Here is a 20,601-nt window from a genome sequence, read left to right as displayed (position 1 = left end):
GATGGTTATCAGCGTGACAACGACGACGGCAGACCGCCGACCAAGCGATTCGGGGACAGATCCATGCGCGCGCTCAGCTTGATCCCTGCTTTCGGCTTCGTGCTCGCCGGTTCCTCGTTCGCCGGCGCGCCGGACGGCAGTCTGCCGGGCATTGGCACCTTCCAATACAGCGGCTCGCCGGCGACGGCGCCGCAGCCAATCGTTCTCGCGGCGCGCTTCTGATCAGCAACAAGAAAATCAGCCGGCAAAGGCCATCATGTACCTTCGTCTCTGCGCCGCAGCGTTCCTGACCCTTCTGACGATCGGTTCCGTCCAGGCGCAGGTGCGCGCACCGAGCCGATTGCCGGATCCGCGCACTGAATTCGTGCGGCAATGTGCTCCGCGCATGCTCGGGCGCTGGGAGCATCCAGAGGAGGTCTGCGGCTGCCTGCACGATCATGCGGCGGCCGTGGTCGAGGATCGCGACCTGCGCGAGGCGCTGCTGCGCGGCATCAGCGAGACCGGCGTTCCCACGATCGAGACCGATTGGGTGCCGGTGGCAAAGCAAAGCGAAATCGGCGCGACCTTCACCAAGATCGCCAAGCCGACCCTGCAGTGCATGTTCGATCCGGCGAAGTCCTAGCGGTTAATTCGATTTCGGACCGTACCGCGCCACGCAGGAGCTGATTCGCACGATTCCCTTGTCGCTCATCTTCGAACCGCGCACTTCCTTGACCTGTCCAGCCGGGCAGGTTCCGTCATCCACCATGACGCGCTGGCCAAGCTTGAGATCGACGATGTCCTGCTCGCGGCCGATCGTGGCCGCGTACGCCGTCGTCGCGAGCGTGGTTGAAATCATGAGCGACAGGCAGACGACATGGCGAAGTGGCATGATGAGAGGTCCCGGCATCGATGCCGCAATGTAGGGAGTGGCACACGATTCTCATAGTAAACCTTTGTCACGCGCGCCGGGTCGACGGGCCTTTGCCGCGGCGCAAGGCAGCGCGGGCTTCCCGCGCGAGCCGTTCGGCGGCAGCGACGAGCCGCGGAACTGCGTGCCCGGAAAATCCCAGCACGAATCCGGGGAGCGGACGCGCACGCGCATAGGTGTCGGCGAGCAGCCAGCCTTCCGCGCCCGCGGCCTGTTTCGCTTCGGCTGCGACCGTCGGGGCCACCGCCTGATCGAACTGCGCCACGAGGTGCAGGCCCTGCGACGGCACCGGGACCGACAGCACGCCATCCGACGCCGCTTCGAGTGTTTTGGCCAGCGCATCGCGGGCCTCACGATAGAGTTTTCGGACGCGCTTCAAGTTTGCGGCGAACGCGCCGGAATTGAGCATGTCAGCGACTGCGCCTTCCATCAGCGTTCCGGGAAAACGGTCGAGCGCGGCGCGCGCGGCCGTGACGTCGCCGATCAGGCGTTCGGGCAGGGCGCAATAGCCGATGCGCAGACCCGGAAACAGCGTCTTGGCGAACGTGCCCATGTAGATCACGCGCTGGAGGTGATCGATGCCAGCGAGCGACATCAACGGCGCGCCGTCATAGCGGAACTCGCTGTCGTAATCGTCCTCGAACACGAAGGCGCCGGCCTGCTTGGCCCAGTCGAGCAGCTCCAGCCGGCGCGGCATCGACATCTGCACGCCGAGCGGAAACTGATGCGACGGCGTCACATAGGCGGCGCGCGCGGACGGTGCGGCGCTGCGGCCCTTCGCGATTTGCAGCCCGTGCGCGTCGACGGGAATGGGCACCGTACGATAGCCGCATTGCGCGATGGTCCTGCGCGCGATGGGATAGCCGGGATCCTCGCACCAGACCTGATCATCGGCCCTCAGGATCGTGCCGAGAACGATGCGTAGCGTGTGCAGCGTGCCCGACGTGAGCATGATCTGGTCTGGGTCGCAGCGCAGACCCCGCGCGGAGAGCAGATGATCGGCGATCGCGACGCGCAATTCGCGGCTGCCGCGCGGATCGCCGTAGTGCAGGTGCTCGGCGCCGAAGGCGCGCATGCGCCTTCCAACGAAAGCGCGAAAACGCTGCACCGCGCGCTCGTCGATATGGGTGCAGCCGAGCGAGAGCGCGCCTTGCTGGGGCGCTTCGACATTTACCTTCGGCTTTGTCGATACGGCAGTACGCGCCGGAATGCGCGCGGCAACGAACGTGCCGGAGCCGACGGTGGCTTGCGCAAATCCGTCCGCGATCAGGCGCTCGTAAGCCGTGACGACCGCGTTGCGCCGGAAGCCGGTCTGATTGGCGAGCGTGCGCGACGGCGGCAGCGGTTCGCCAGGTTTGACGAGGCCGGAGACGATCATCTCGCACAGCGCCTGGTACAGCCGGTGCGCCGAGGAGGCGCCGGCGGTGATGTGCGGGCCGGTGAAATCGAGCGGCAACTCGGATTTGGCCGGGGCGAGAGAATTGGTCGGAATTTTTTGCATGGAATTGGCACTATCGCAGACCAAATGCGCCGCTACAACAGCTCTGGAATTCTTCCAATCCTGATGAGGGGCGGCCGTGAGCCAGACCGAGAGCCAAGATTCCTATCCGACGTCAGCACGCAACCAGGTGAAGCGCCTGCACAACCGTGGCTTCTACGATCACGCCACCGTCCACCGCATCCTGGACTCCTCGATGCTGTGCCACGTCTCCTATGTCATCGACGGCCAGCCCTATTGCACGCCGACCTTCTTCTGGCGCGAGGGGACGAAGCTCTATTGGCACGGCTCGAGCGCGAGCCGCATGCTGCGCAACCAGACGAGGGGCGAGCGGGTGTGCCTGACGGTCGCCCATCTCGACAGCCTCGTGCTGGCGCGCTGCGGCTTCAATCATTCCGCCGATTACCGCGCGGTGATGGCGTTCGGCACAGCCTATCTTGTCACCGATTCGCAAGAGAAAGAGCGCGCCGTGGTCGCGATGGTCGACCGCTTCTTCCCGGATCGCACCGCGAGTCTGCGGGCCAGCAACGCCCAGGAGATCAAGGCAACTTCCTTCATCGCAATGGAGATCGAGGAAGCCTCCGCAAAGGTCCGCGCCAAGGGTGTCGCCGACGACGATGAGGACTACGAATTGCCGATCTATGCCGAGCGCATTCCGGTTCGCACCGTCCTCGGCGCGCCGCAGCCGTGCCCGCGGCTGCTCGACGGCGTGAGCCGGCCGGCGACACTTGATGGCTATTCCGAAGGCCGACTGCTCGAAGATGCATTGCGGGATGCTTATTTTGTGGAGTACCCGAACGGCTGAAATCGGCTAGCTTGCGCGCACCCTCGACCAACTGGATGCCCGGAGTTGCCTGATGAATGCCGAAACGCAGCAGAGGATTCTTGACGCCGTCGATGCCGGCTTCGAAGCCCAGCTTGCGACCACCCGCGATTTCGTTGCGATCCCTTCGACCCGCGGGGCGGAGGGGCCGTGCCAGGACATGATCGGCGACCTCCTGCGCGCGCGCGGCTATGAGGTCGACGACTGGCACATCAATGTCGAGGATCTCAAGGATCTGCGCGGCTTCGGCCCGATCGAGCATGATTTCTCCAAGGCGCGCTCGGTGGTCGGCACCTATCGTCCGAACACCGAGGCCGGCAAATCGCTGATCCTCCAGGGCCACTGCGACGTGGTGCCCGCGGGGCCGCTGGAATTGTGGGACACGCCGCCGTTCTCGCCCGTCATCAAGGACGGCAAGATGTTCGGCCGTGGCGCCTGCGACATGAAGTCGGGCACCATCGGCGCGCTCTACGCGCTGGATGCGATCAAGGCGGCAGGCCTCAAGCCGACGGCGCGGATTCACTTTCAGTCGGTGATCGAGGAGGAGAGCACCGGCGTCGGCGCACTGTCGACGCTTCAGCGCGGCTACCGGGCTGATGCCTGCTTCATCCCCGAGCCGACCGCCGGCAAGATGGTGCGCTCGCAAGTCGGCGTGATCTGGTTTCGGCTGCAGGTGAAGGGCCATCCGACCCATGTGGCCTTTGCCGGCTCCGGCTCCAATGCGATCATGGCGGCTTATCACCTTGTCCAGGCACTACAGAAACTCGAGATCGAGTGGAACGAGCGCGCCAAGGCCGACCGTCACTTCAAGACCCTCAACCATCCCATCAACTTCAACCCCGGCATCATCAAGGGCGGCGATTGGGTCTCCAGCGTGCCGGCCTGGTGCGACGTTGATTGCCGTATCGCGATCCTGCCGGGCTGGTCGGTCGCCGACCACCAGAAGGAGATCATGGCCTGCGTTGCCGCTGCCTCGCGCAACCACCGTTTCCTCGCCAACAATCCGCCGGAGGTCGAATGGTCGGGCTTCCTGTCGGAAGGCTATGAGCTGACCAATTCCGCCGCGCCGGAAGCCGCATTCGGCAAGGCCTTCGACAAGGTCTATGGCGGCGCGGTCGAAGATCTCGTCTTCACCGCGCTCACTGATACCCGCTTCTACGGACTCAATTACGGCATCGCCAGCCTGTGCTTCGGCGCTAGCGGCGGCGAGATGCACGGGTTCAACGAATATGTCGATCTGGACTCCCTGAAGAAGACCACCAGGGCGATGGCGCTGTTCATCGCGGAATGGTGCGGGGTGGAGAAGGCGTAGGCCTCTCCGCCGTCATTGCGAGGAGCTCTTGCGACGAAGCAATCTAGACTTTCCGCGGTGGGATTCTGGAATGCTTCGCTGCAACTCGCAATGACGGACGGATAGTCCTGTAGGGTGGGCAAAGGCGCGTTTGCGCCGTGCCCGCCATCTTTCCTCGATCCCCAACGAATGGTGGGCACGCTTCGCTTTGCCCACCCTACGGCATCTCGGCTCTGAAGCCTGCTGCCCGAAACACCGGCGCCCCAAATCCTTTAAGCTTAAAAGAAGGACTAGGATGCCGCTTCGACCGGTGGCAGACTGTCGCCGGTTCGCGGGACGAGTCCATGGGAGTCACGATGCGCGATTGGGATGATGCTTACGCCAATTCGGCCCATATCCCGGGCTCCGACAAGATGCCGGCGCAATGGGCGGAGCGGGCTGCGGCTTATCGCGCCGGGCTGAAGGGCTTTCGTCCCGACATCGCCTACGGCTCCGGTGAGCGCCAACGTTTTGACCTAATCCTGCCCGACGGCGACAGCAAGGGCCTCGTCGTGTTCGTGCACGGCGGCTACTGGATGCGCTTCGACAAATCGACCTGGACCGATCTGGCCGAAGGTGCGCGACACCATGGCTGGACGGTGGCGCTGCCGAGCTACACGCTGACACCGGCCGCACGCGTCTCTGACATCACCGCGGAGATGACTGCCGCGATCGCGGCAGCGGCGTCGCTCGTCGCAGGACCGATCCGGCTCGCCGGCCATTCCGCCGGCGGCCATCTCGTCACGCGCATGCTCTGCGACGACAGCCGGCTCGAGCCCGCCGTCTTCGACCGCATTGCCGGCACGCTCTCGATCAGCGGGCTGCACGATCTGCGGCCGCTGCTCAAGACCAGGATGAACGAGACGTTGCGCATGACCATTGAGGAGGCGACGCTCGAAAGCGCGGCGCTGCATCTGCCGCGCGGGCATTCGCCTGTGACCGCCTGGGTCGGCGGCAGCGAGCGCCCGGAATTCATCCGCCAGTCCGACCTGTTCGCCAATGTCTGGACCGGCTTCGACGTGCCGACCCGTCTCGTCGTCGATCCTGGGCTGAACCATTTCACCGTGATCGACGCGCTCAAGGATCCCTCGTCGCAGATCACCGCGCGGCTGATCGGCCTCGACTGACGAGGGCAGGGATGATCGATCGAAAGGGCCTGTCATGACGTCCAGCGATTACGATCCCTCAAACGAAGGCGCCGAGACCGATTTCGCCCGGCGCATGTCCTATGGCGATTATCTGGCGCTCGATGCGATCCTCGGCGCGCAGCATCCGCTGTCGGACGCGCATGACGAGATGCTATTCATCATCCAGCATCAGACCACCGAGCTCTGGATGCGGCTTGCCATCCACGAGCTCAGCGCCGCGCGCCGCGCCATCGCCAAGGACGAGGTGGCTCCGGCCATGAAGATGCTGGCGCGGATGTCGCGCATCTTCGAGCAGCTCAACAACGCCTGGGACGTGCTGCGCACGATGACGCCGAGCGAATATACGCGCTTCCGCTCCCAGCTCGGCCAGTCCTCGGGATTCCAGTCGCGCCAGTACCGGCTGATCGAATACCTGCTCGGCAACCGCAACCACGCCATGCTGAAGCCGCACGCACACGATGTGGAGACGACGAAGCTGCTCGAAGCCGAGCTTGCGACGCCGAGCCTCTATGACGAGGTGCTGCGGCTCGCCGATCGCAATGGGCTCAAAATGCCGGCTGCGGTGCTGGCGCGTGACGTTCGCGAGACCCATGGTTTTAGCGAAGGCGTGCTCCACGCCTGGCGCGAGGTCTACGAGGCGCCGGAGACGCACTGGTTGCTCTACGAGCTCGCCGAGAAGCTGGTCGATTTCGAGGATTATTTCCGGCGCTGGCGCTTCAACCACGTCACGACGGTCGAGCGCGTCATCGGCTTCAAGCGTGGCACCGGTGGCACCGGCGGCGTCAGCTATCTCAAGCGCATGCTGGAGGTCGAGCTGTTTCCCGAGCTCTGGCGCGTGCGTACGATTTTGTAGAGATGAGCATGACCAGGCTTCGCGTCTACGACGACACCAAGGCGCTGTTTCATCTCCCTGACGGCGTGATCTATCTCGACGGCAATTCGCTCGGTGCATTGCCGCTTGGCGTCGCTGAGCGGGTCAACCGCGTGATCACGGCGGAGTGGGGCAACGAGCTGATCCGCGCCTGGAACACGGCCGGCTGGTATGCCCAGCCGCGTCACGTCGGCGACCGCATCGCGCGGCTGATTGGCGCGGAAGCCGGCTCGGTGATGGTCGGCGACACGCTGTCGCTCAAGGCCTATCAGGCGCTCGCCGCTGCGCTCGACATGAATGCATCGCGCAAGGTCGTCCTGTCGGACACCGGCAATTTCCCGACCGATCTCTACATGGCCGAAGGCCTGATCGCGACGCTCGGGCGCGGCCATCAATTGCGCCTGGTGTCGCCGGAGGAGGTCGAGGCCGCACTGTCGGAAGAGATTGCGGTGCTGTACATCACCGAGGTCGACTACCGCACCGGCCGCCGTCACGACATGGCGAAGCTGACCGCAATGGCGCATGCGCTCGGCATCGTCACGGTCTGGGATCTCGCGCACTCAGCCGGTGCGCTGCCGGTCGACCTCGCCGGCTGCAGTGTCGATTTTGCCGCCGGCTGCACCTACAAGTACATCAACGCCGGCCCCGGCGCGCCGGCCTTCCTCTACGTCGCACCGCGCCATGCCGATGACGCGCGCGCCGCGCTATCCGGATGGATGGGCCACGCAAAACCCTTCGCGTTCGAGCTTGGCTATGCGGCCGCCGGCGGCGTCGAGCGCATGCGCGTGGGGACACCGCCGGTGCTGGCGATGGCGGCGCTGGAGGCTTCGCTCGATATCTGGGATCGGGTCGACATCAAGGAGGTCCGCGCGCGCTCGCTGGCGCTGGGCGATCTCTTGATCGCGGAAGTCGAACGGCGCTGCCCGCAACTTAGGCTCGTCACCCCGCGCGCACGCGAGCGCCGCGGCTCGCAAGTCTCATTCGCCTTCGAGGGCGGCTACGCCGCCATGCAGGCCGTGATCGCCCGCGGCCTTATCGGCGATTTCCGTGCGCCTGATATCATGAGGTTCGGCATCACGCCGCTCTACATAGGCGAGAGCGAGATCATGCGGGCGACCGAGATCATCGAGGACGTGATCGCAGGCGAGGTGTGGCGACGGCCGGAATATCAGGTCGTCAATGCGGTAACGTGAGGGACGACGTCTCTCCCGGCGTCATTGCGAGGAGCGCTTGCCGAGCCATTCCCTCCGACGTCATTGCTTTGCCGTATGAAGCCATTCACGCTGCGACAACAAGGAATTGGGAGGAGATCTGATGACGCCGCTCGAAAAACTTAAAGCGATGAAGATGCCGTTCGCCGAGCTCAAGGGCGTCGAATTCGTCGAAGCCGAGAGGGATCGCGTGGTGGCGCGGATGACAGTGCGGCCCGATCTCTGCACGCTGCACCACACCGTCCATGGTGGCGCGGTAATGGCGTTCGCCGATTCCGTTGGTGCAGCGGCGACCGTGATCAACCTGCCGGAGGACGCTAAGGGCACGACGACGCTGGAGAGCAAGACCAACTTCATCGGCGGCGCCAAGGAGGGAGCCACTGTCATCGCCACCGCCACCCCGGTCCATCGGGGGCGCCGGACCCAGGTCTGGACCATCCGACTGGAGACCGAGGACGGCAAGCTGGTCGCTGTGGTGACCCAGACGCAGCTGGTTCTGTAAGACTACGGAGTCTTGATTTTGTTAACGAATTTGTTGTTTCCACTGCCTCAAACTTGAGCAGGTTCCGTCTTGAAAAATTTGTTGCGACGCACAATATTGGAGGCCTAGGGATTCGAACGCCTCCTCGAGGGACACCAAGAGGAGTTTTTGACGTGGTACTTGAAAACACCGTCCGCACCGCTCCAGGCTATGTGCGGACCCTGATCCAGCAGGAAGAATTGCCGCTATTGCGCGATCACCTGCTGAGGCTCGATGGCGCAAGCCGGCACGACCGTTTCAACGGTTTTCTCGACGACAGCTTCATCGAGCGTTACGCCGCCCGCTGCGCCGAGGATGGCACCGTGATCGTCGCCTATATCGTCGATGGCGTGGTCCGTGGTGCGGCTGAGCTGCATCCGCCGGAGGGCGATTCGTTGCCCGAGGTGGCCTTCAGCGTGGAAGCCTCCGCCCGGCGCCAGAACGTCGGCACCGTGCTGTTCAGCCGCCTGATCGCGGAAGCGCGCTGGAAGGGTTACAAGAGCCTGCGCATCACCACGGGCGCGGAGAATCACGCCATGCGGGCGCTCGCCAAGAAGTTCGGCGCGCATCTGCAGTTCCGCCACGGCGAATCCACCGGCACGATCGATCTTGCCAAGGCGCCAGAGGCTGAGCTTGCTGATCTCGCAGCGGCCCCGTTCAATGCCGGCCGTGCGCTCCTCAATTTCAACTCGACCTGCTGGAAGCTGATCTCCAGCATGTACGGCAATCGCGCGGCCTGAAATTCAAAGGGCTGAAATTCGAAGGCCTGAATCAAAAAGCGGACCGGCCAGGCCGGTCCGCTTTTTACTGAAGAAGGGAATGAGCGCTCAGGTGCCGGTGCGCTTGTCGTTGCCGAAGCGGCGGACGACACGGCGTTCGACCACGACCGAGCGCTGCGCTCCCTGTTCGCCGGCGATCACGCGCGTCGCGGTGATGCGGCTGTTGGTGCGGGCCTGTTTCTTGACCTCGGCCTGAACGATTTCGAGCGGCATGCCCATCAGCGCTGCGGCGATCTCGGCCTGCTGCTCCTGGTCGTCGGTGATGCCGACGGCGGCGAAGATCGCCTCGTCCAGGGTGGGCGGATCATGGCGCACGCGCCGCGTGCCATATTTGGTATTCCAGTCTGCGCTCATAACGGCCTCGGTTTGATGCCGGGATACCTAGTGCGGTATATGTTGCATTGCAATATGAAATCGGTGTGGCATTTCAGCTATGCACCGGTCGGGTGTCATGGCGGTGACGCGACACCGGCATCGATATTAACCCGTTGCTGCGGCCAGCGTTTCAGCGCCGCATGTCCTGCCTCCGTAAGCCCGTAGATTCCCCGGTCGGCGCGCTCGAACCAGCCATACACATTGTTAAGCAAGATCTTGCCGGCATCGGGACAGCGTTCGCGCAATTCGCGCACGCGCCGCGGGCCTGTGGCTAGCTCCGATGCGCAGGCCAGCGCCTGCTGCCGGTACGCCGTCATGATCGGCGCACGGGTGCTGCCGCCGAGCACGGGATCACCCTGACGGCGCTGATGTTCGGCCACCAGCCGCGAGCGCGTCTTCGGCTCGCGGCGGGGGGCCGCCGTCGGCGGCTTCACCAGCACCTCGACCTGGCCGCTGTCGGTCACCCCGAGCATACCGAAGCCGAGGCGACGGCAGAGATTGCGATAGCGAGCATCGCTCTCGCGGCCCTTGCCGCGAATCGACATCTTTGCGGCGATCCAGACCTCGTCACCCGCCGGCGCGCGATCCACCGCTTGCAGGATAAGCTCAAGATTGAATGCGAGCTTGAGCTCGCCAATCACCACCACCGGCGGATCGCCGGAGCTCAGGCCCACGAGATCGCAGCCGCCGATCTCGCCCTTCACGGAGAAGCCGAGCTCTTCGAGGAATCGTTTGACGGGAAGATAGAGCGCGGTTTCCAAAGCGAGTTTCCGATCGGAGAATCAGTTGCGGCCAGTCTAGCCTGGACTCGGGCTCACGGCATTTGCCCTGACGCGGTCAAGCCAGCTATATCCGTGCGCGGGGAACAGGCGGGCGCGCGAATATGACGATCAGGAACGGGCTCTATCACATCCGGATCGAGATGCTGGATGGCGTCCAGGGCGGCAATCAGGGCGTCATGGTGCTGCGTGACGGCACCATGCGCGGCGGCGATTCCTTTTTCTTTGCCTATGGCAGCTACACCTCCGCCGACGGCAAGTGGAAGGGCGAGCTGACCAACGAGGAGCATTCGCCCTCGTTCGACGAGCGCCCGGTGTGGGGCCGCAAGGTCGTCACCATCGGCTTCAGCGGCACCTACACCGACGAGACCGCCTATGGCGAAGGCATGGCGCTCGCCGGCAAGCAGAGCATCCGTTTCAAGGGCAATCTGCGGCTGCTCGTGCCGGATTGATCAGACCCGTCCGCTCACCGGAATCAGCGCGCCGGTGACGCCGCTCGCGGCGTCGCTGACGAGGAACAGGATCACCTCGGCAAGCTCCAGCGGTGTCACCCATTTGGTGAAGTCGGCTTTCGGCATGTCGGCGCGGTTCGCCGTGGTGTCGATGGTCGACGGCAGCACCGCGTTCACCGTGACCTTGCCCTTCCATTCGTTGGCGAGCGCCTCGGTGAGGCGGTGCACGCCCGCCTTCGATGCGGCGTAGGGACCCATGCCCGAGCCCGCCTGCAGCGCGCCCATGGCGCCGATATTGATGATGCGGCCTGCCTTCGAAGCGGCAAGATGCGGCAACGCCGCGTGGGAGGCGTTGAGGGCCGTCAGCACGTTCAGCGCATGCATGCGCTGCCACGTCTTGATGTCGCCGTCGCCGACGGTCTCGAAGGCAAAGCCGCCTGCGATATTGACCAGGGCGTCCAGCCTGCCGAAATGCTTCGCGGCAGCGTCCACCGCCGTCTTCGCCTGCGCCGCGTCGGACAGGTCGACGCCGCCGATCTCGACGCGCTCGGTCGTCGCCGGCAGTTGAGAGGGCGCGTGATCGATGCCGGCGACCCGAGCGCCGCGTGATTGCGCGACGTCGGCGACCACCTTGCCAAGCGCGCCGAGCGCCAGTCACGACAATGATTTTTCCCTGCACGATACTCTCCGTCGCCTCAATTCACCGCCGACTATTGCGCGATGCGAATTGGACTTGCAATGGCGGCGCCATCAAGGCTGAATGATTGCTGCAACTTGAGATGGTGGCGGAGGTTGGTTCATGTCTAACGAATTGCCGACTATCGATTGCCCCCCTGAGATCGTTGATTTGAAGCATCGCCTGGAGAATTTCCGGGCCGCGTTGAGCGGAAGGGGGCCCGTGCGCGTCGTAGCGATGGGGTCGTCCTCGACTGCGGGACTTCGCAATGTCGTTCCCTATCCCGCGCGGCTCGAGCTGTATTTGCGAAAGCACTACAAGGATGACGATCCCCATCCGAAAATCCGGATCGACGTCTTCAACCGCGGCCAGGGCGGCCAAGAAGCGCCATTGGAAGTGGCTCGGTTCAACGATGACATCTTTGCTGAAAATCCTTCTCTGGTGCTCTGGCAGGTCGGGACAAACGCAGTGTATCGCCAGAAGGAGTTCAACTTCGACGAAGTGGTCGCAAACATCATCGGGGGATTGGCACTCCTGCGCGCTCACCCGACCATGGATGTCATTCTGATCGACCCGCAATACGTGACGGCCATGCTGTTCGACGACAACGCCGATCTCGCGGAGAGGATGGTTTCGGCGATCCGAACCGCGGCGGAGGACGCCAAGGTCAACCTGTTCCAGCGTTGGGCGCTCATGCGCCACTGGCACGTGCTAAACAACGTTTCGTTCGAGCAGCTGCTCGATCCCGAGGATGATCTGAAGCTGCATCAGAGCAATTGGAGTACCATGCAGGTATCGCTCGCGCTGACCAATTCCATCATCAAGGCCGTAACTCCGACGGCGTGAGGCGCCCGGCGTCGCTCACGCCTGAAGATAGCGCTCTTTCAGCGCGGTCCGCTCTGCTCGCCCGAGCTTGAGGCCGTCGCGCAAGTAGGTCTCGACATCGCCATAGTCGCGGCCGACGGCATCGAAAGCTGCATCGAGATAGGAGGCGTTGACCGAGCCGATGGCGTCGAGGACGTCGGCGGGCAGATCGGAGACGCTCGACACGTCGCGCTTGTAGTGGCGATTGGTCAGCAGATAATCCTCTGCAATGACCTCCTCGGGCACGCCGAGCGCGTGCAGGATCAGGGCGCTGGCAAAGCCGGTGCGGTCCTTGCCGGCGGTGCAGTGGATCACGAGCGGGGCGCGGTCCTGCAGGAGATGGCCGAACAGCATGCGGAAGCTATGCGTGTTGTGGCGGACATAGTTGCGATAGGATTCGCGCATCAGCTCAAGCGCGACCGGCGCAGTCAGCGCGCCTCTGGCGAGCTCGGCGCGCAGTGAGGCCACCACCGTCGGCTCGATCGGCAGCGAATGCACGGTGATCTCGTTGACGACGCAGACGCCGGCCGCGCGCTCCTCGACGCCGCGGAAGTCGAACGCGCTTTTGACGCCGAGCGCGCGGACGATCGCGATGTCTTCAGCGGTGAGCTGGCCAAGGTGGTTGGAGCGGAAGATGTGGCGCCAGCGCGTGGTGCGACCATCGCTTGTGGCGTAACCGCCGAGGTCGCGAAAATTGCTGGCGCCTTGCAGGCTGAGGTGGCGGGCAGGGGGATCTGACATGGGCGCTTCTTTTGCTGCGTTGCCGCAGGCTATTGTAGGCGTCGATGGTACCCAGTTCATCGTGGGGTTTTATGACTTCGACAAGCGCGGCTTCCTCCAGCGCAGGTCCGGAATCAAAAAGGGTCGAAACCTCGGTGTTTCGACCCTTTTTGAAACTTCCGCTGAGCGCCTGAAAGAGTGCGGCGGTCTCAGACCAGACAACGGCACTAGCGATCCCATTTGGGCTTTGCCTCGTCGACCGCATCCTGGTGGTACCAGCTATCGCTGCAGATCGAGACGTTCGCGGGAAGCGAAGCGTGATCGGCAGGAAGGCGGGTCTCGCCATAACGGCGTCCCGCGAGAGCCGCGCGGCCCCCGGCGGGGAATTGATAGATCTTGGCAGATCCCTGACTCAGACCATTGTTCATCATTGCGATTGCTCCTGGGTCGAAGCGCCTTGGCCTCCATGGTGCGTCCGACTCGTTCGATTGTGGTTACTGGAATCCCCATATCGGCCGCGCATCCCGGATTGGAAAGTGCTGAAAAGGAAATCAGTTCTCGCCTATTTTGTGGGCAGTCGACTGTCTGCATTCTCCAAGGCACCGTGCTGGTGACTAACACCTGGGCCATTCCAAAGGTTGCCAGGCAGGGGCAGGGGCTTTGCGAAAGTTGCCGCACGTTGATGCGCGTTTCAGCGGCAACCTGCGGCAGGGGTCTGCCTGCTCCAGAATCGGGCGTTTTTCCCGGAATTTTTGCGGTGCAGCTTCACGTGAAGGTGCGCGGTCATGACGCACATCGCTGTAGGCGTTTTTTCCGCCGACGGGCCGGTTCCGGTCGCGGTGGAAAACCTCCCGCGCTGCGGCCTTTTGGCACGCAAAATGCTTGTAAGGGGCCGGCCGATGATGGCCGGGTACAAACGTGCGGGGGCTCTCAACCCCACCTTTCGCATCATCTACAGAGAGGCTCAATGACCAAGTATAAGCTCGAGTACATCTGGCTCGACGGATATACGCCGACTCCGAACTTGCGCGGCAAAACTCAGATCAAGGAATTCGCGTCGTTCCCGACGCTCGAGCAGCTTCCGCTCTGGGGCTTCGATGGCTCCTCCACCCAGCAGGCCGAAGGCCACAGCTCGGATTGCGTGCTGAAGCCGGTCGCGGTGTTCCCGGACGGCGCCCGCACCAATGGCGTGCTGGTGATGTGCGAAGTCATGATGCCCGATGGCAAGACGCCGCACGCCTCCAACAAGCGCGCGACCATTCTTGACGATGCCGGCGCCTGGTTCGGCTTCGAGCAGGAATACTTCTTCTACAAGGACGGCCGTCCGCTCGGCTTCCCGGCCTCCGGCTATCCGGCGCCGCAGGGCCCGTACTACACCGGCGTCGGCTTCTCCAACGTCGGCGATGTCGCCCGCAAGATCGTCGAAGAGCATCTCGACCTCTGCCTGGCTGCCGGCATCAACCACGAGGGCATCAACGCGGAAGTCGCAAAGGGCCAGTGGGAATTCCAGATCTTCGGCAAGGGCTCCAAGAAAGCCGCTGACGAAATGTGGATGGCCCGCTACCTGATGCTGCGCCTGACCGAGAAGTACGGCATCGACATCGAGTTCCACTGCAAGCCGCTCGGCGACACCGACTGGAATGGTTCCGGCATGCACGCCAACTTCTCCACCGAGTACATGCGTACGGTCGGCGGCAAGGAGTACTTCGAGGCGCTGATGGCCGCCTTCGACAAGAACCTGATGGACCACATCGCAGTCTACGGCCCGGACAATGACAAGCGTCTGACCGGCAAGCACGAGACCGCGCCGTGGAACAAGTTCAGCTACGGCGTGGCCGATCGCGGCGCGTCGATCCGCGTTCCGCACTCCTTCGTCAACAACGGCTACAAGGGCTATCTGGAAGACCGCCGTCCGAACTCGCAGGGCGACCCATACCAGATCGCTTCGCAGATCCTGAAGACGATCGCGTCGGTCCCGGCTGACAAGAAGGCCGCGGCGTAAAGATCCTTCCGGCCCGGGCTGGGGGGCCTGGCCCGGGTTGGCTTTCAAATCCGTCGGAGCTGCAAGGCTCCGGCGGATTTTTGCATTCGCCATGCCGGCCTGGAGCCTGTCCATGTCAGCCCAAACCGGGATAGAGTACCCGCAGGATGTGCGCGGGCCGGGGACACGGCTGGTGTTTGAAGGCTTCTACAAGGTGCGATTTCAGCTCGGCGACAGCGTCGGCCGGAGCGTGATGCATGCCGGCAATGGCAAGATGCTCGGCGGCAATTCGGCGTTCGCCCATATCGGCACCTACGAGAAGACCGCAGATGGCATCGACACCATCATCAAGACGGTCCGCCACAACCCCGATCCGAACTACCGCGCCATGGCCGGCACCGACGATGCGACGCTGATCGCGAAGGGGTTTGCCGACGGCGATCTCTACCGCTTCAAGGGCGAGCTGAAGGAGCTGCCTGGCGTTCCCTTCCAGTCGCTGATGACGCCGATCACGGAAGACGAGGTGCCGATCGCCGGCGGCATCGGCGAGGCCGGCATCGTCGACGGCCTCTACTCGGTTCACCTGCGCATGCTCGACGGCGTCGACGGCGGCCTCACCGGCGTGATGCTGCTCAACCGGGGCCGCATCCTCGGCGGCGACGCCTCGTTCTATTATCTCGGCAGCTACACCGCCGCGAACGGCCGCTGGAAGGGGCAGATCCTCAACCAGGAGCACACGCCCGCCAAAGACGATCCGATCTTCGGCGGCCACGAGGTCGGCATCGGCTTCTCCGGCAGCTATGACGGCGAGGACGCGGTGCTGGAAGCCACCGCGCTGGCCGGCAAGCGCAGCCTGAGGCTGACGGCGGCGCTCAAGCTGATGCATCGCGCCTGATCGGTCACGGGAATTGCTCGACGAGGTGGACGAGGTGATTGGCGAGGGCCGGGTGATCGCAGATACCGCGGCCGACCTGGCGCGCTCCTATGTCGGCCTTTGCGGCAATCAGGGCTCGAGCCTTGAAATCGCCGGGACGCGGACGCAACGTGATGGCCATGCGGACTTGTCTCTTTGCCATCCTCGTTGCGCTTGCCGCGCCCGTCGCCGCGCATGCGCAATCGGCCGACCTCGTGCTGTGCGACCGTGTCGCCGCCGATCCAAGCGATCCCGACAAGCCGGCCGACGTCAAGGGCGTGCCCGAGATCGCGGCCGCCGACGTCGCGACGGCGATCAAGTTCTGCAAGCAGGCGGCCCCATCGTCGCGCCGCGCGATGTTCGTGCTCGGCCGCGCCTATGCCGCCAACCGGCAGACGAGCGAAGCGATCGCCGCCTGGCGCAAGGCGGCCGACAAGGGCTCCAGCGCTGCGATGGTCGAGCTCGGTGTCGCCTACGGCACCGGGGCCGGCATCGCCAGGGACGAGGCGCAGGCGCGAAAGCTGTTCGAGAAGGCGGCGCAATCAGGCAATCCCCGCGGCGTCTCCAATCTCGCGGCACTCGGCAACGCCGGCGGTGGCGCGCCCGCCGATCCGGCGCAGGCACGCACGCTGCTCGGCAAGGCCGCCGAGACCAATGCGGAGGCGCAGTACCAGCTCGGCCTGATGCTGGCGAGCGGCAATGGCGGCGAGAAGGACGACGTCGCCGCCCGCGCGCTGTTCGAGAAGGCGGCCGCGCAAAACCATCCCGGCGCGCTGGAGCGGATGGGCGCCTTCGCGCAGGAAGGCCGCGGCGGTCCGAAGGACAAGGACGCCGCGAAGGCCTATTACGAGCGTGCCGCCGCGCTCGGCGACGAGGACGCCAAGAAGGCGCTGGAGCGGCTGCGCTGTCCCTATGCGATCAAGGACAAGCAGGGCAAGCTCGTCACCACGCTGTGCTTTTGATTTACCTCTCCCCGGCGGGGATACGTGAATCGAGCGGTCGCGCGCCGGGACTTGCGGGTTCGAACAGGAACTTGCGCAGGGACGGGCCGTTGACATCACGGCAAGCAGGAGGCGCAACCATGATCCGCAAGCTCGCATCGGGCGAATACCGACTCTATTCGCGCAAAGTGAATCCCAAGACCGGCAAGCGCCGCAACCTCGGCACCTTCAAGAGCCGCGCGGCGGCCGAGAAGCATGAGCGCGACGTGCAATATTTCAAGCGTCACTGACACCTGGGGAGGTCGCGCGGAACAGGCCGGCAAACCAAACGCCGAAAACAACCCCATGCACAGTAGCCAAGTGGCTGACAAGACAGTCGATTGCTGAAGGAAACGGCGGATTGCGGATTTTACGAAATCCACTTGACGCGTCGGGCAAAACAGCGGCATGCTGGCATCATGGCAGAACAGGCTCCGCGAGCGGCCCTGCGCGGATAAGCCGGATGGCCTTGATGTAGCGACGGTGCTATGTCGCCCGCGGTTCTTTTTGATTTTGCGGGTTCATGACTTTGCTCGACGGACTCTACAAGGTTGAATACGGCATCAACGGCGCCTTCGGCCGCAGCATCATGTGCCTGCACGACGGCAAGATGCTGCGCGGCAATTCCGCCTTCGCGCATCTCGGCAGCTACGACGTCAAGGACGGCGTCATCGAAGCCGAGGTCATCACCGAGCGCCACAATGACGATCCCCATTTCAAGCCGCTGATGGGCGCCGACGTCACCGCCATCAAGGTGCGCGGTCGGACGGAGGAATCGACGATCCTGCTGGAGGGCAGGGCGGATGCGATGCCTGACGGCGTGTTCTGGGCCAACGTCGCGCCGCTCGACGACGCGGCGCTGCCGCCGCGCCGCGCGATCGGGCAGGGCAGCATTGCCAACGGACTCTACGCGATGCAGCTGCGCGCACTCGACGGCGTCGATGCCGCGCTCTCCGGCGTGATGCTGCTGATCGACGGCCGCATCCTCGGCGGCGATGCGTTCTTCTACTATCTCGGCGCCTATTCGTCGGCGGACGGCCGCTGGAAGGGCGAGATGCTCAACCAGGAGCACACGCCGGCGAAGGGCGACAATCCCGTGTTCGGCGGCTACGAGGTCGGGATCGGGTTTTCGGGGACATGCACGGAAGACAGCGGCGAGCTTGAAGGCATCGCGCTTGCCGGCAAGCGCAGTTTGCGGCTGGCAGCGTCGCTTAAGCTGATGCGAAGGGCCTGACGCGTCCCCAACGTCTCGCGAGGTTAGCCGCGGCGTCGCGGGCAGCGTTATATGTCAGGGCCGATTGATCCGCAGGGCTGGAAGGTTTGGAGCGAGCGTCCGCGCAAGCACCCTTCATGTTTCTGGGCATAAGCAAGCACGCCCATGATAATCAAAGCCACTACGACAAATCCGGCTAAGAGGTTCTGCACCATGGCTGCCACTCCACGGGGTTAGCGCGCTACGAGGTAGGCGACCGCGGCCAAAGATAAGGCCACTCCTGAATTGAGCACGACAGGTTGGCTCCGGCTAGAGCAAACTTCCGCGACGTCCGCTTTGACGTCGGAAGCCGACGCTGACGAGCACCCGTCCCTGCGTCCCATCACGGCGCGGGCAGGCGGCTTCGGAGCGTGGCGGCCTCGCTCAAGCCGATGCGCCGGACGTAGGGCATGCATCTATCGACACGATCACTATGTCGCCGATACGCGTCATTGCCGCAACTAGCCTCCCTGTCGCAGTGCCTCGACCGGATCGAGCCGTGCAGCGCGCCACGATGGGTAGAGTGTCGCGAGGAATGACAGGGTCAGCGCCATGGTGACGACTGCTGCGGTCTCGACGAGATCGATTTCCGCCGGCAGCTTGGACAGAAAATAAAGCTTCGGCGGGAACAAGTCGGTGCGTGTCAGCCAGGACATGACTTGCCGGATCGTTTCGATGTTGGCGCAGACCAAGAGCCCGACGACGAAGCCGACCAGCGTCCCCGCCACGCCGATCGAAGCGCCTGTTATCATGAAGGTTCGCATGATCGCGCCCTGCGAGGCGCCCATGGTCCTGAGGATCGCGATGTCGCTGCCCTTGTCCTTCACCAGCATGATCAGGCCGGACACGATGTTCAGCGCGGCGACCAGGACGATCAGGCTCAGGATCAGAAACATCACATTGCGCTCGACCTCGAGCGCACCAAAGAAGGTCGCATTACGCTGCCGCCAGTCGACCAGGAAGATCGGCCGACCAGCCGCTTCCGCGACCGTCTTGCGAAACAGGTCGATCCGATCGGGATTGGCCGTGAACACCTCGATCGCGGTGATGTCCTGATTGCGGTTGAAAAAGGCCTGCGCTTCCGCAATCGGCATGAAGATGACGCCCGAATCGTATTCGGACATCCCGATCTCGAACACGGCCGCGACTTGATATTTCTTGACGCGCGGCATCATGCCCATCGGGGTGACCGCGCCGCGCTGAGCAACGAGCGTGATACTGTCACCGGCATGGACCGAGAGTTGGTCGGCAAGGCCCTGGCCGATGGCGACGCCCTGGCCCTCGTCAAAATGCTCGAGTGACCCGTGCTTGATGCCGCCAGCGATCGAGGGAAGCTGATTGAGATCGGTCCCCCGAATGCCGCGTACTAGGACGCCGGAGGCGTTGGACGACGATGCCAGCGCCGGGCCGTCCACGACCGGTACCGCCAGCCGAACGCCCTGCACCTGACTGATGCGCTCAGTGACATCCTTCCAGTCCGTCAACGGACTTTCCAGCGGCTGCGCCACAAGATGCCCATTGAAGCCGAGAATTTTGCCGAGAAGCTCGGTGCGAAAGCCGTTCATCACCGCCATGACGATGATCAGCGTGGCGACCCCGAGCATGATGCCGAGAAACGAAAATCCGGCGATGACCGAGACGAACCCTTCCTTGCGGCGGGCTCGCAGATAGCGCGCGGAGAGCATCCACTCGAACGGTGCAAAGGGTCCTGCTTGTGGCGAATCCATCACTGTCTCGTCCATCATCCGATAAGACGGTCATTTTCTCTGGTTGCGACTGGATTGGCTACAGTGGTGTTCGGCTCCATATCCGGCTGCGGATCACGTCGATGACGACCCGGCGGCACGCGACTTCCGCTTTGCCTCTGGAAGCCGGCGTCGAGTAAGCAGTCCTCCGAGCCCCATCACGGCACCGGGCACGCCGCTCCGGTCTTCACCCAGGCTTCCACCAATGCACCCGCCTGCTCCTGCGTGCCCGGCGCGGGCGCGCGGCCGAAGCCGGGCTTCCAGGCCCAGCCGACGAGGGTGTCCTTGCCGATGTGATCGATCAGGGTTTCGACCTTGCGGCCGCCATTGCGGGCGGGGTCGCGGATCTGCTCGCAGATCTCGCCGATCGTCTTGCCTTCCCAGGCCATCTCGCGCGGGGCGAGGTGCCATTCGGGATGGCCGGGAATGCGGCCGGGCTCGAAATTGGCGTTCTGGTGGCAGGTGTGACAGCGCATCGCCTCGGGGCCGTGACCGTCGGCGCCGCGCGTCACCGGCGGCTGATGGATGCGCGGAGTGTCGCCTTGGTGCGGGCTGTCGCCGGCCGGGTGGCAGTTGGTGCAACGCGGATGAGTTAGCACTCGCCCGAGCTCGGTGAAGATCGCGGCCGAGCGCTTTTCGGTGTCCGTGATGCCGGCAAAGCTCTCGGGCGCTGCGAGGCCGTGGCTCGTCGTGTCCGACGCGGCGTAGCCGGCGCATAGGCTGCTCGCCAGCGCCGCCATCACGGCCATGATCTTGAGGCGCGCGGTGATCATC

Annotated in this window: 25 protein-coding genes and 1 pseudogene; 16 read left to right on the top strand and 10 right to left on the bottom strand. The window is 64.1% G+C overall.

Annotation, left to right across the window (positions count from 1 at the left end; translation table 11 throughout):
* Nucleotides 1-63: 63 nt before the first annotated feature.
* Nucleotides 64-222, top strand: a complete 159-nt coding sequence (locus tag JJC00_RS22615; RefSeq protein ID WP_200468144.1) for a hypothetical protein — start codon at nt 64-66, stop codon at nt 220-222.
* Nucleotides 223-256: 34 nt separating this feature from the next.
* Nucleotides 257-622: a hypothetical protein gene (locus JJC00_RS22610; RefSeq protein WP_200468143.1), complete on the top strand. Its 366-nt coding sequence runs from the start codon at nt 257-259 to the stop codon at nt 620-622.
* Between the two features lie 3 nt (nt 623-625).
* Here JJC00_RS22610 and JJC00_RS22605 read toward each other — a convergent pair whose 3' ends face one another.
* Nucleotides 626-871: a DUF6719 family protein gene (locus tag JJC00_RS22605; protein ID WP_200468142.1), complete on the bottom strand. Its 246-nt coding sequence runs from the start codon at nt 869-871 to the stop codon at nt 626-628.
* A 67-nt stretch (nt 872-938) separates the two neighbouring features.
* Entirely contained in the window at nt 939-2,411 is a 1,473-nt protein-coding gene (locus JJC00_RS22600) for a PLP-dependent aminotransferase family protein (RefSeq protein WP_200468141.1), read from the bottom strand.
* Between the two features lie 76 nt (nt 2,412-2,487).
* Here JJC00_RS22600 and JJC00_RS22595 point away from each other — a divergent pair, with 76 nt between their 5' ends.
* The 7 genes from JJC00_RS22595 to JJC00_RS22565 all read left to right on the top strand — a co-directional run bounded on the left by JJC00_RS22595 (nt 2,488) and on the right by JJC00_RS22565 (nt 9,051).
* Nucleotides 2,488-3,213 (top strand): pyridoxamine 5'-phosphate oxidase family protein, encoded by a 726-nt coding sequence (locus tag JJC00_RS22595; protein ID WP_200468140.1) that lies wholly within the window; start codon nt 2,488-2,490, stop codon nt 3,211-3,213.
* Nucleotides 3,214-3,265: 52 nt separating this feature from the next.
* A complete protein-coding gene (locus JJC00_RS22590) occupies nt 3,266-4,543 on the top strand; it encodes an ArgE/DapE family deacylase (RefSeq protein WP_200468139.1) in 1,278 nt (425 codons plus the stop codon).
* A 335-nt stretch (nt 4,544-4,878) separates the two neighbouring features.
* Complete coding sequence (locus JJC00_RS22585; RefSeq protein WP_200474197.1) at nt 4,879-5,688, top strand: alpha/beta hydrolase; 810 nt, start codon at nt 4,879-4,881, stop codon at nt 5,686-5,688.
* A 34-nt stretch (nt 5,689-5,722) separates the two neighbouring features.
* Nucleotides 5,723-6,562 carry a tryptophan 2,3-dioxygenase gene (kynA, locus tag JJC00_RS22580; protein ID WP_200468138.1) on the top strand — a complete coding sequence of 280 codons (840 nt, stop codon included), beginning with the start codon at nt 5,723-5,725 and terminating at the stop codon, nt 6,560-6,562.
* An 8-nt stretch (nt 6,563-6,570) separates the two neighbouring features.
* The gene (kynU, locus tag JJC00_RS22575; RefSeq protein ID WP_200468137.1) at nt 6,571-7,773 is read left to right on the top strand and encodes a kynureninase; all 1,203 of its coding nucleotides are present in this window, start codon (nt 6,571-6,573) and stop codon (nt 7,771-7,773) included.
* Nucleotides 7,774-7,894: 121 nt separating this feature from the next.
* Complete coding sequence (locus JJC00_RS22570) at nt 7,895-8,293, top strand: PaaI family thioesterase (protein WP_200468136.1); 399 nt, start codon at nt 7,895-7,897, stop codon at nt 8,291-8,293.
* A gap of 152 nt (nt 8,294-8,445) precedes the next feature.
* A complete protein-coding gene (locus JJC00_RS22565) occupies nt 8,446-9,051 on the top strand; it encodes a GNAT family N-acetyltransferase (protein WP_200468135.1) in 606 nt (201 codons plus the stop codon).
* A gap of 87 nt (nt 9,052-9,138) precedes the next feature.
* On the opposite strand, the gene JJC00_RS22560 is transcribed toward JJC00_RS22565, so the two are convergent.
* A complete protein-coding gene (locus JJC00_RS22560; RefSeq protein WP_200468134.1) occupies nt 9,139-9,444 on the bottom strand; it encodes a hypothetical protein in 306 nt (101 codons plus the stop codon).
* A 95-nt stretch (nt 9,445-9,539) separates the two neighbouring features.
* On the bottom strand, nt 9,540-10,226 hold the full coding sequence (locus JJC00_RS22555; protein WP_200468133.1) for a DUF2161 domain-containing phosphodiesterase: 687 nt from the start codon (nt 10,224-10,226) through the stop codon (nt 9,540-9,542).
* 122 nt (nt 10,227-10,348) lie between these two features.
* Here JJC00_RS22555 and JJC00_RS22550 point away from each other — a divergent pair, with 122 nt between their 5' ends.
* Nucleotides 10,349-10,696, top strand: a complete 348-nt coding sequence (locus tag JJC00_RS22550) for a GrlR family regulatory protein (protein WP_200468132.1) — start codon at nt 10,349-10,351, stop codon at nt 10,694-10,696.
* Here JJC00_RS22550 and JJC00_RS22545 read toward each other — a convergent pair.
* Nucleotides 10,697-11,375, bottom strand: a pseudogene (locus tag JJC00_RS22545) (SDR family oxidoreductase).
* 219 nt (nt 11,376-11,594) lie between these two features.
* On the opposite strand from JJC00_RS22545, the gene JJC00_RS22540 reads away from it, so the two are divergent.
* Complete coding sequence (locus JJC00_RS22540; RefSeq protein ID WP_246773883.1) at nt 11,595-12,218, top strand: SGNH/GDSL hydrolase family protein; 624 nt, start codon at nt 11,595-11,597, stop codon at nt 12,216-12,218.
* 15 nt (nt 12,219-12,233) lie between these two features.
* Here JJC00_RS22540 and JJC00_RS22535 read toward each other — a convergent pair whose 3' ends face one another.
* Both JJC00_RS22535 and JJC00_RS22530 read right to left on the bottom strand, forming a co-directional pair.
* Nucleotides 12,234-12,977 (bottom strand): tyrosine-protein phosphatase, encoded by a 744-nt coding sequence (locus JJC00_RS22535; protein ID WP_200468130.1) that lies wholly within the window; start codon nt 12,975-12,977, stop codon nt 12,234-12,236.
* Nucleotides 12,978-13,183: 206 nt separating this feature from the next.
* Entirely contained in the window at nt 13,184-13,387 is a 204-nt protein-coding gene (locus tag JJC00_RS22530; protein ID WP_200468129.1) for a DUF2735 domain-containing protein, read from the bottom strand.
* Between the two features lie 536 nt (nt 13,388-13,923).
* Here JJC00_RS22530 and JJC00_RS22525 point away from each other — a divergent pair.
* Together JJC00_RS22525 and JJC00_RS22520 are read left to right on the top strand one after the other, a co-directional pair.
* Nucleotides 13,924-14,958 (top strand): glutamine synthetase beta-grasp domain-containing protein, encoded by a 1,035-nt coding sequence (locus JJC00_RS22525; RefSeq protein ID WP_008129886.1) that lies wholly within the window; start codon nt 13,924-13,926, stop codon nt 14,956-14,958.
* Between the two features lie 172 nt (nt 14,959-15,130).
* Nucleotides 15,131-15,832 (top strand): GrlR family regulatory protein, encoded by a 702-nt coding sequence (locus tag JJC00_RS22520; RefSeq protein WP_200474196.1) that lies wholly within the window; start codon nt 15,131-15,133, stop codon nt 15,830-15,832.
* Nucleotides 15,833-15,836: 4 nt separating this feature from the next.
* On the opposite strand, the gene JJC00_RS22515 is transcribed toward JJC00_RS22520, so the two are convergent.
* The gene (locus tag JJC00_RS22515; protein WP_200468128.1) at nt 15,837-15,992 is read right to left on the bottom strand and encodes a hypothetical protein; all 156 of its coding nucleotides are present in this window, start codon (nt 15,990-15,992) and stop codon (nt 15,837-15,839) included.
* On the opposite strand from JJC00_RS22515, the gene JJC00_RS22510 reads away from it, so the two are divergent.
* The 3 genes from JJC00_RS22510 to JJC00_RS22500 all read left to right on the top strand — a co-directional run bounded on the left by JJC00_RS22510 (nt 15,991) and on the right by JJC00_RS22500 (nt 18,064).
* The gene (locus JJC00_RS22510) at nt 15,991-16,812 is read left to right on the top strand and encodes a tetratricopeptide repeat protein (protein WP_200468127.1); all 822 of its coding nucleotides are present in this window, start codon (nt 15,991-15,993) and stop codon (nt 16,810-16,812) included. The two genes, JJC00_RS22515 and JJC00_RS22510, sit on opposite strands and share 2 nt — an antisense overlap.
* Nucleotides 16,813-16,931: 119 nt before the next feature.
* Nucleotides 16,932-17,081: a hypothetical protein gene (locus JJC00_RS22505; RefSeq protein ID WP_084292415.1), complete on the top strand. Its 150-nt coding sequence runs from the start codon at nt 16,932-16,934 to the stop codon at nt 17,079-17,081.
* Between the two features lie 278 nt (nt 17,082-17,359).
* Entirely contained in the window at nt 17,360-18,064 is a 705-nt protein-coding gene (locus JJC00_RS22500; protein WP_200474195.1) for a hypothetical protein, read from the top strand.
* A gap of 479 nt (nt 18,065-18,543) precedes the next feature.
* Here JJC00_RS22500 and JJC00_RS22495 read toward each other — a convergent pair whose 3' ends face one another.
* Together JJC00_RS22495 and JJC00_RS22490 are read right to left on the bottom strand one after the other, a co-directional pair.
* Complete coding sequence (locus JJC00_RS22495) at nt 18,544-19,824, bottom strand: lipoprotein-releasing ABC transporter permease subunit (protein WP_200474194.1); 1,281 nt, start codon at nt 19,822-19,824, stop codon at nt 18,544-18,546.
* A 161-nt stretch (nt 19,825-19,985) separates the two neighbouring features.
* A complete protein-coding gene (locus JJC00_RS22490) occupies nt 19,986-20,600 on the bottom strand; it encodes an Isoquinoline 1-oxidoreductase subunit (RefSeq protein ID WP_200468126.1) in 615 nt (204 codons plus the stop codon).
* Nucleotide 20,601 lies beyond the last annotated feature (1 nt).

This window comes from Bradyrhizobium diazoefficiens (assembly GCF_016616885.1).
In the GTDB taxonomy this organism is placed as follows: Bacteria; Pseudomonadota; Alphaproteobacteria; order Rhizobiales; family Xanthobacteraceae; genus Bradyrhizobium; species Bradyrhizobium diazoefficiens_F.
The sequence above is the reverse complement of the archived record's forward strand: the minus strand, read 5'-3'. Positions and strand labels throughout refer to the sequence as shown.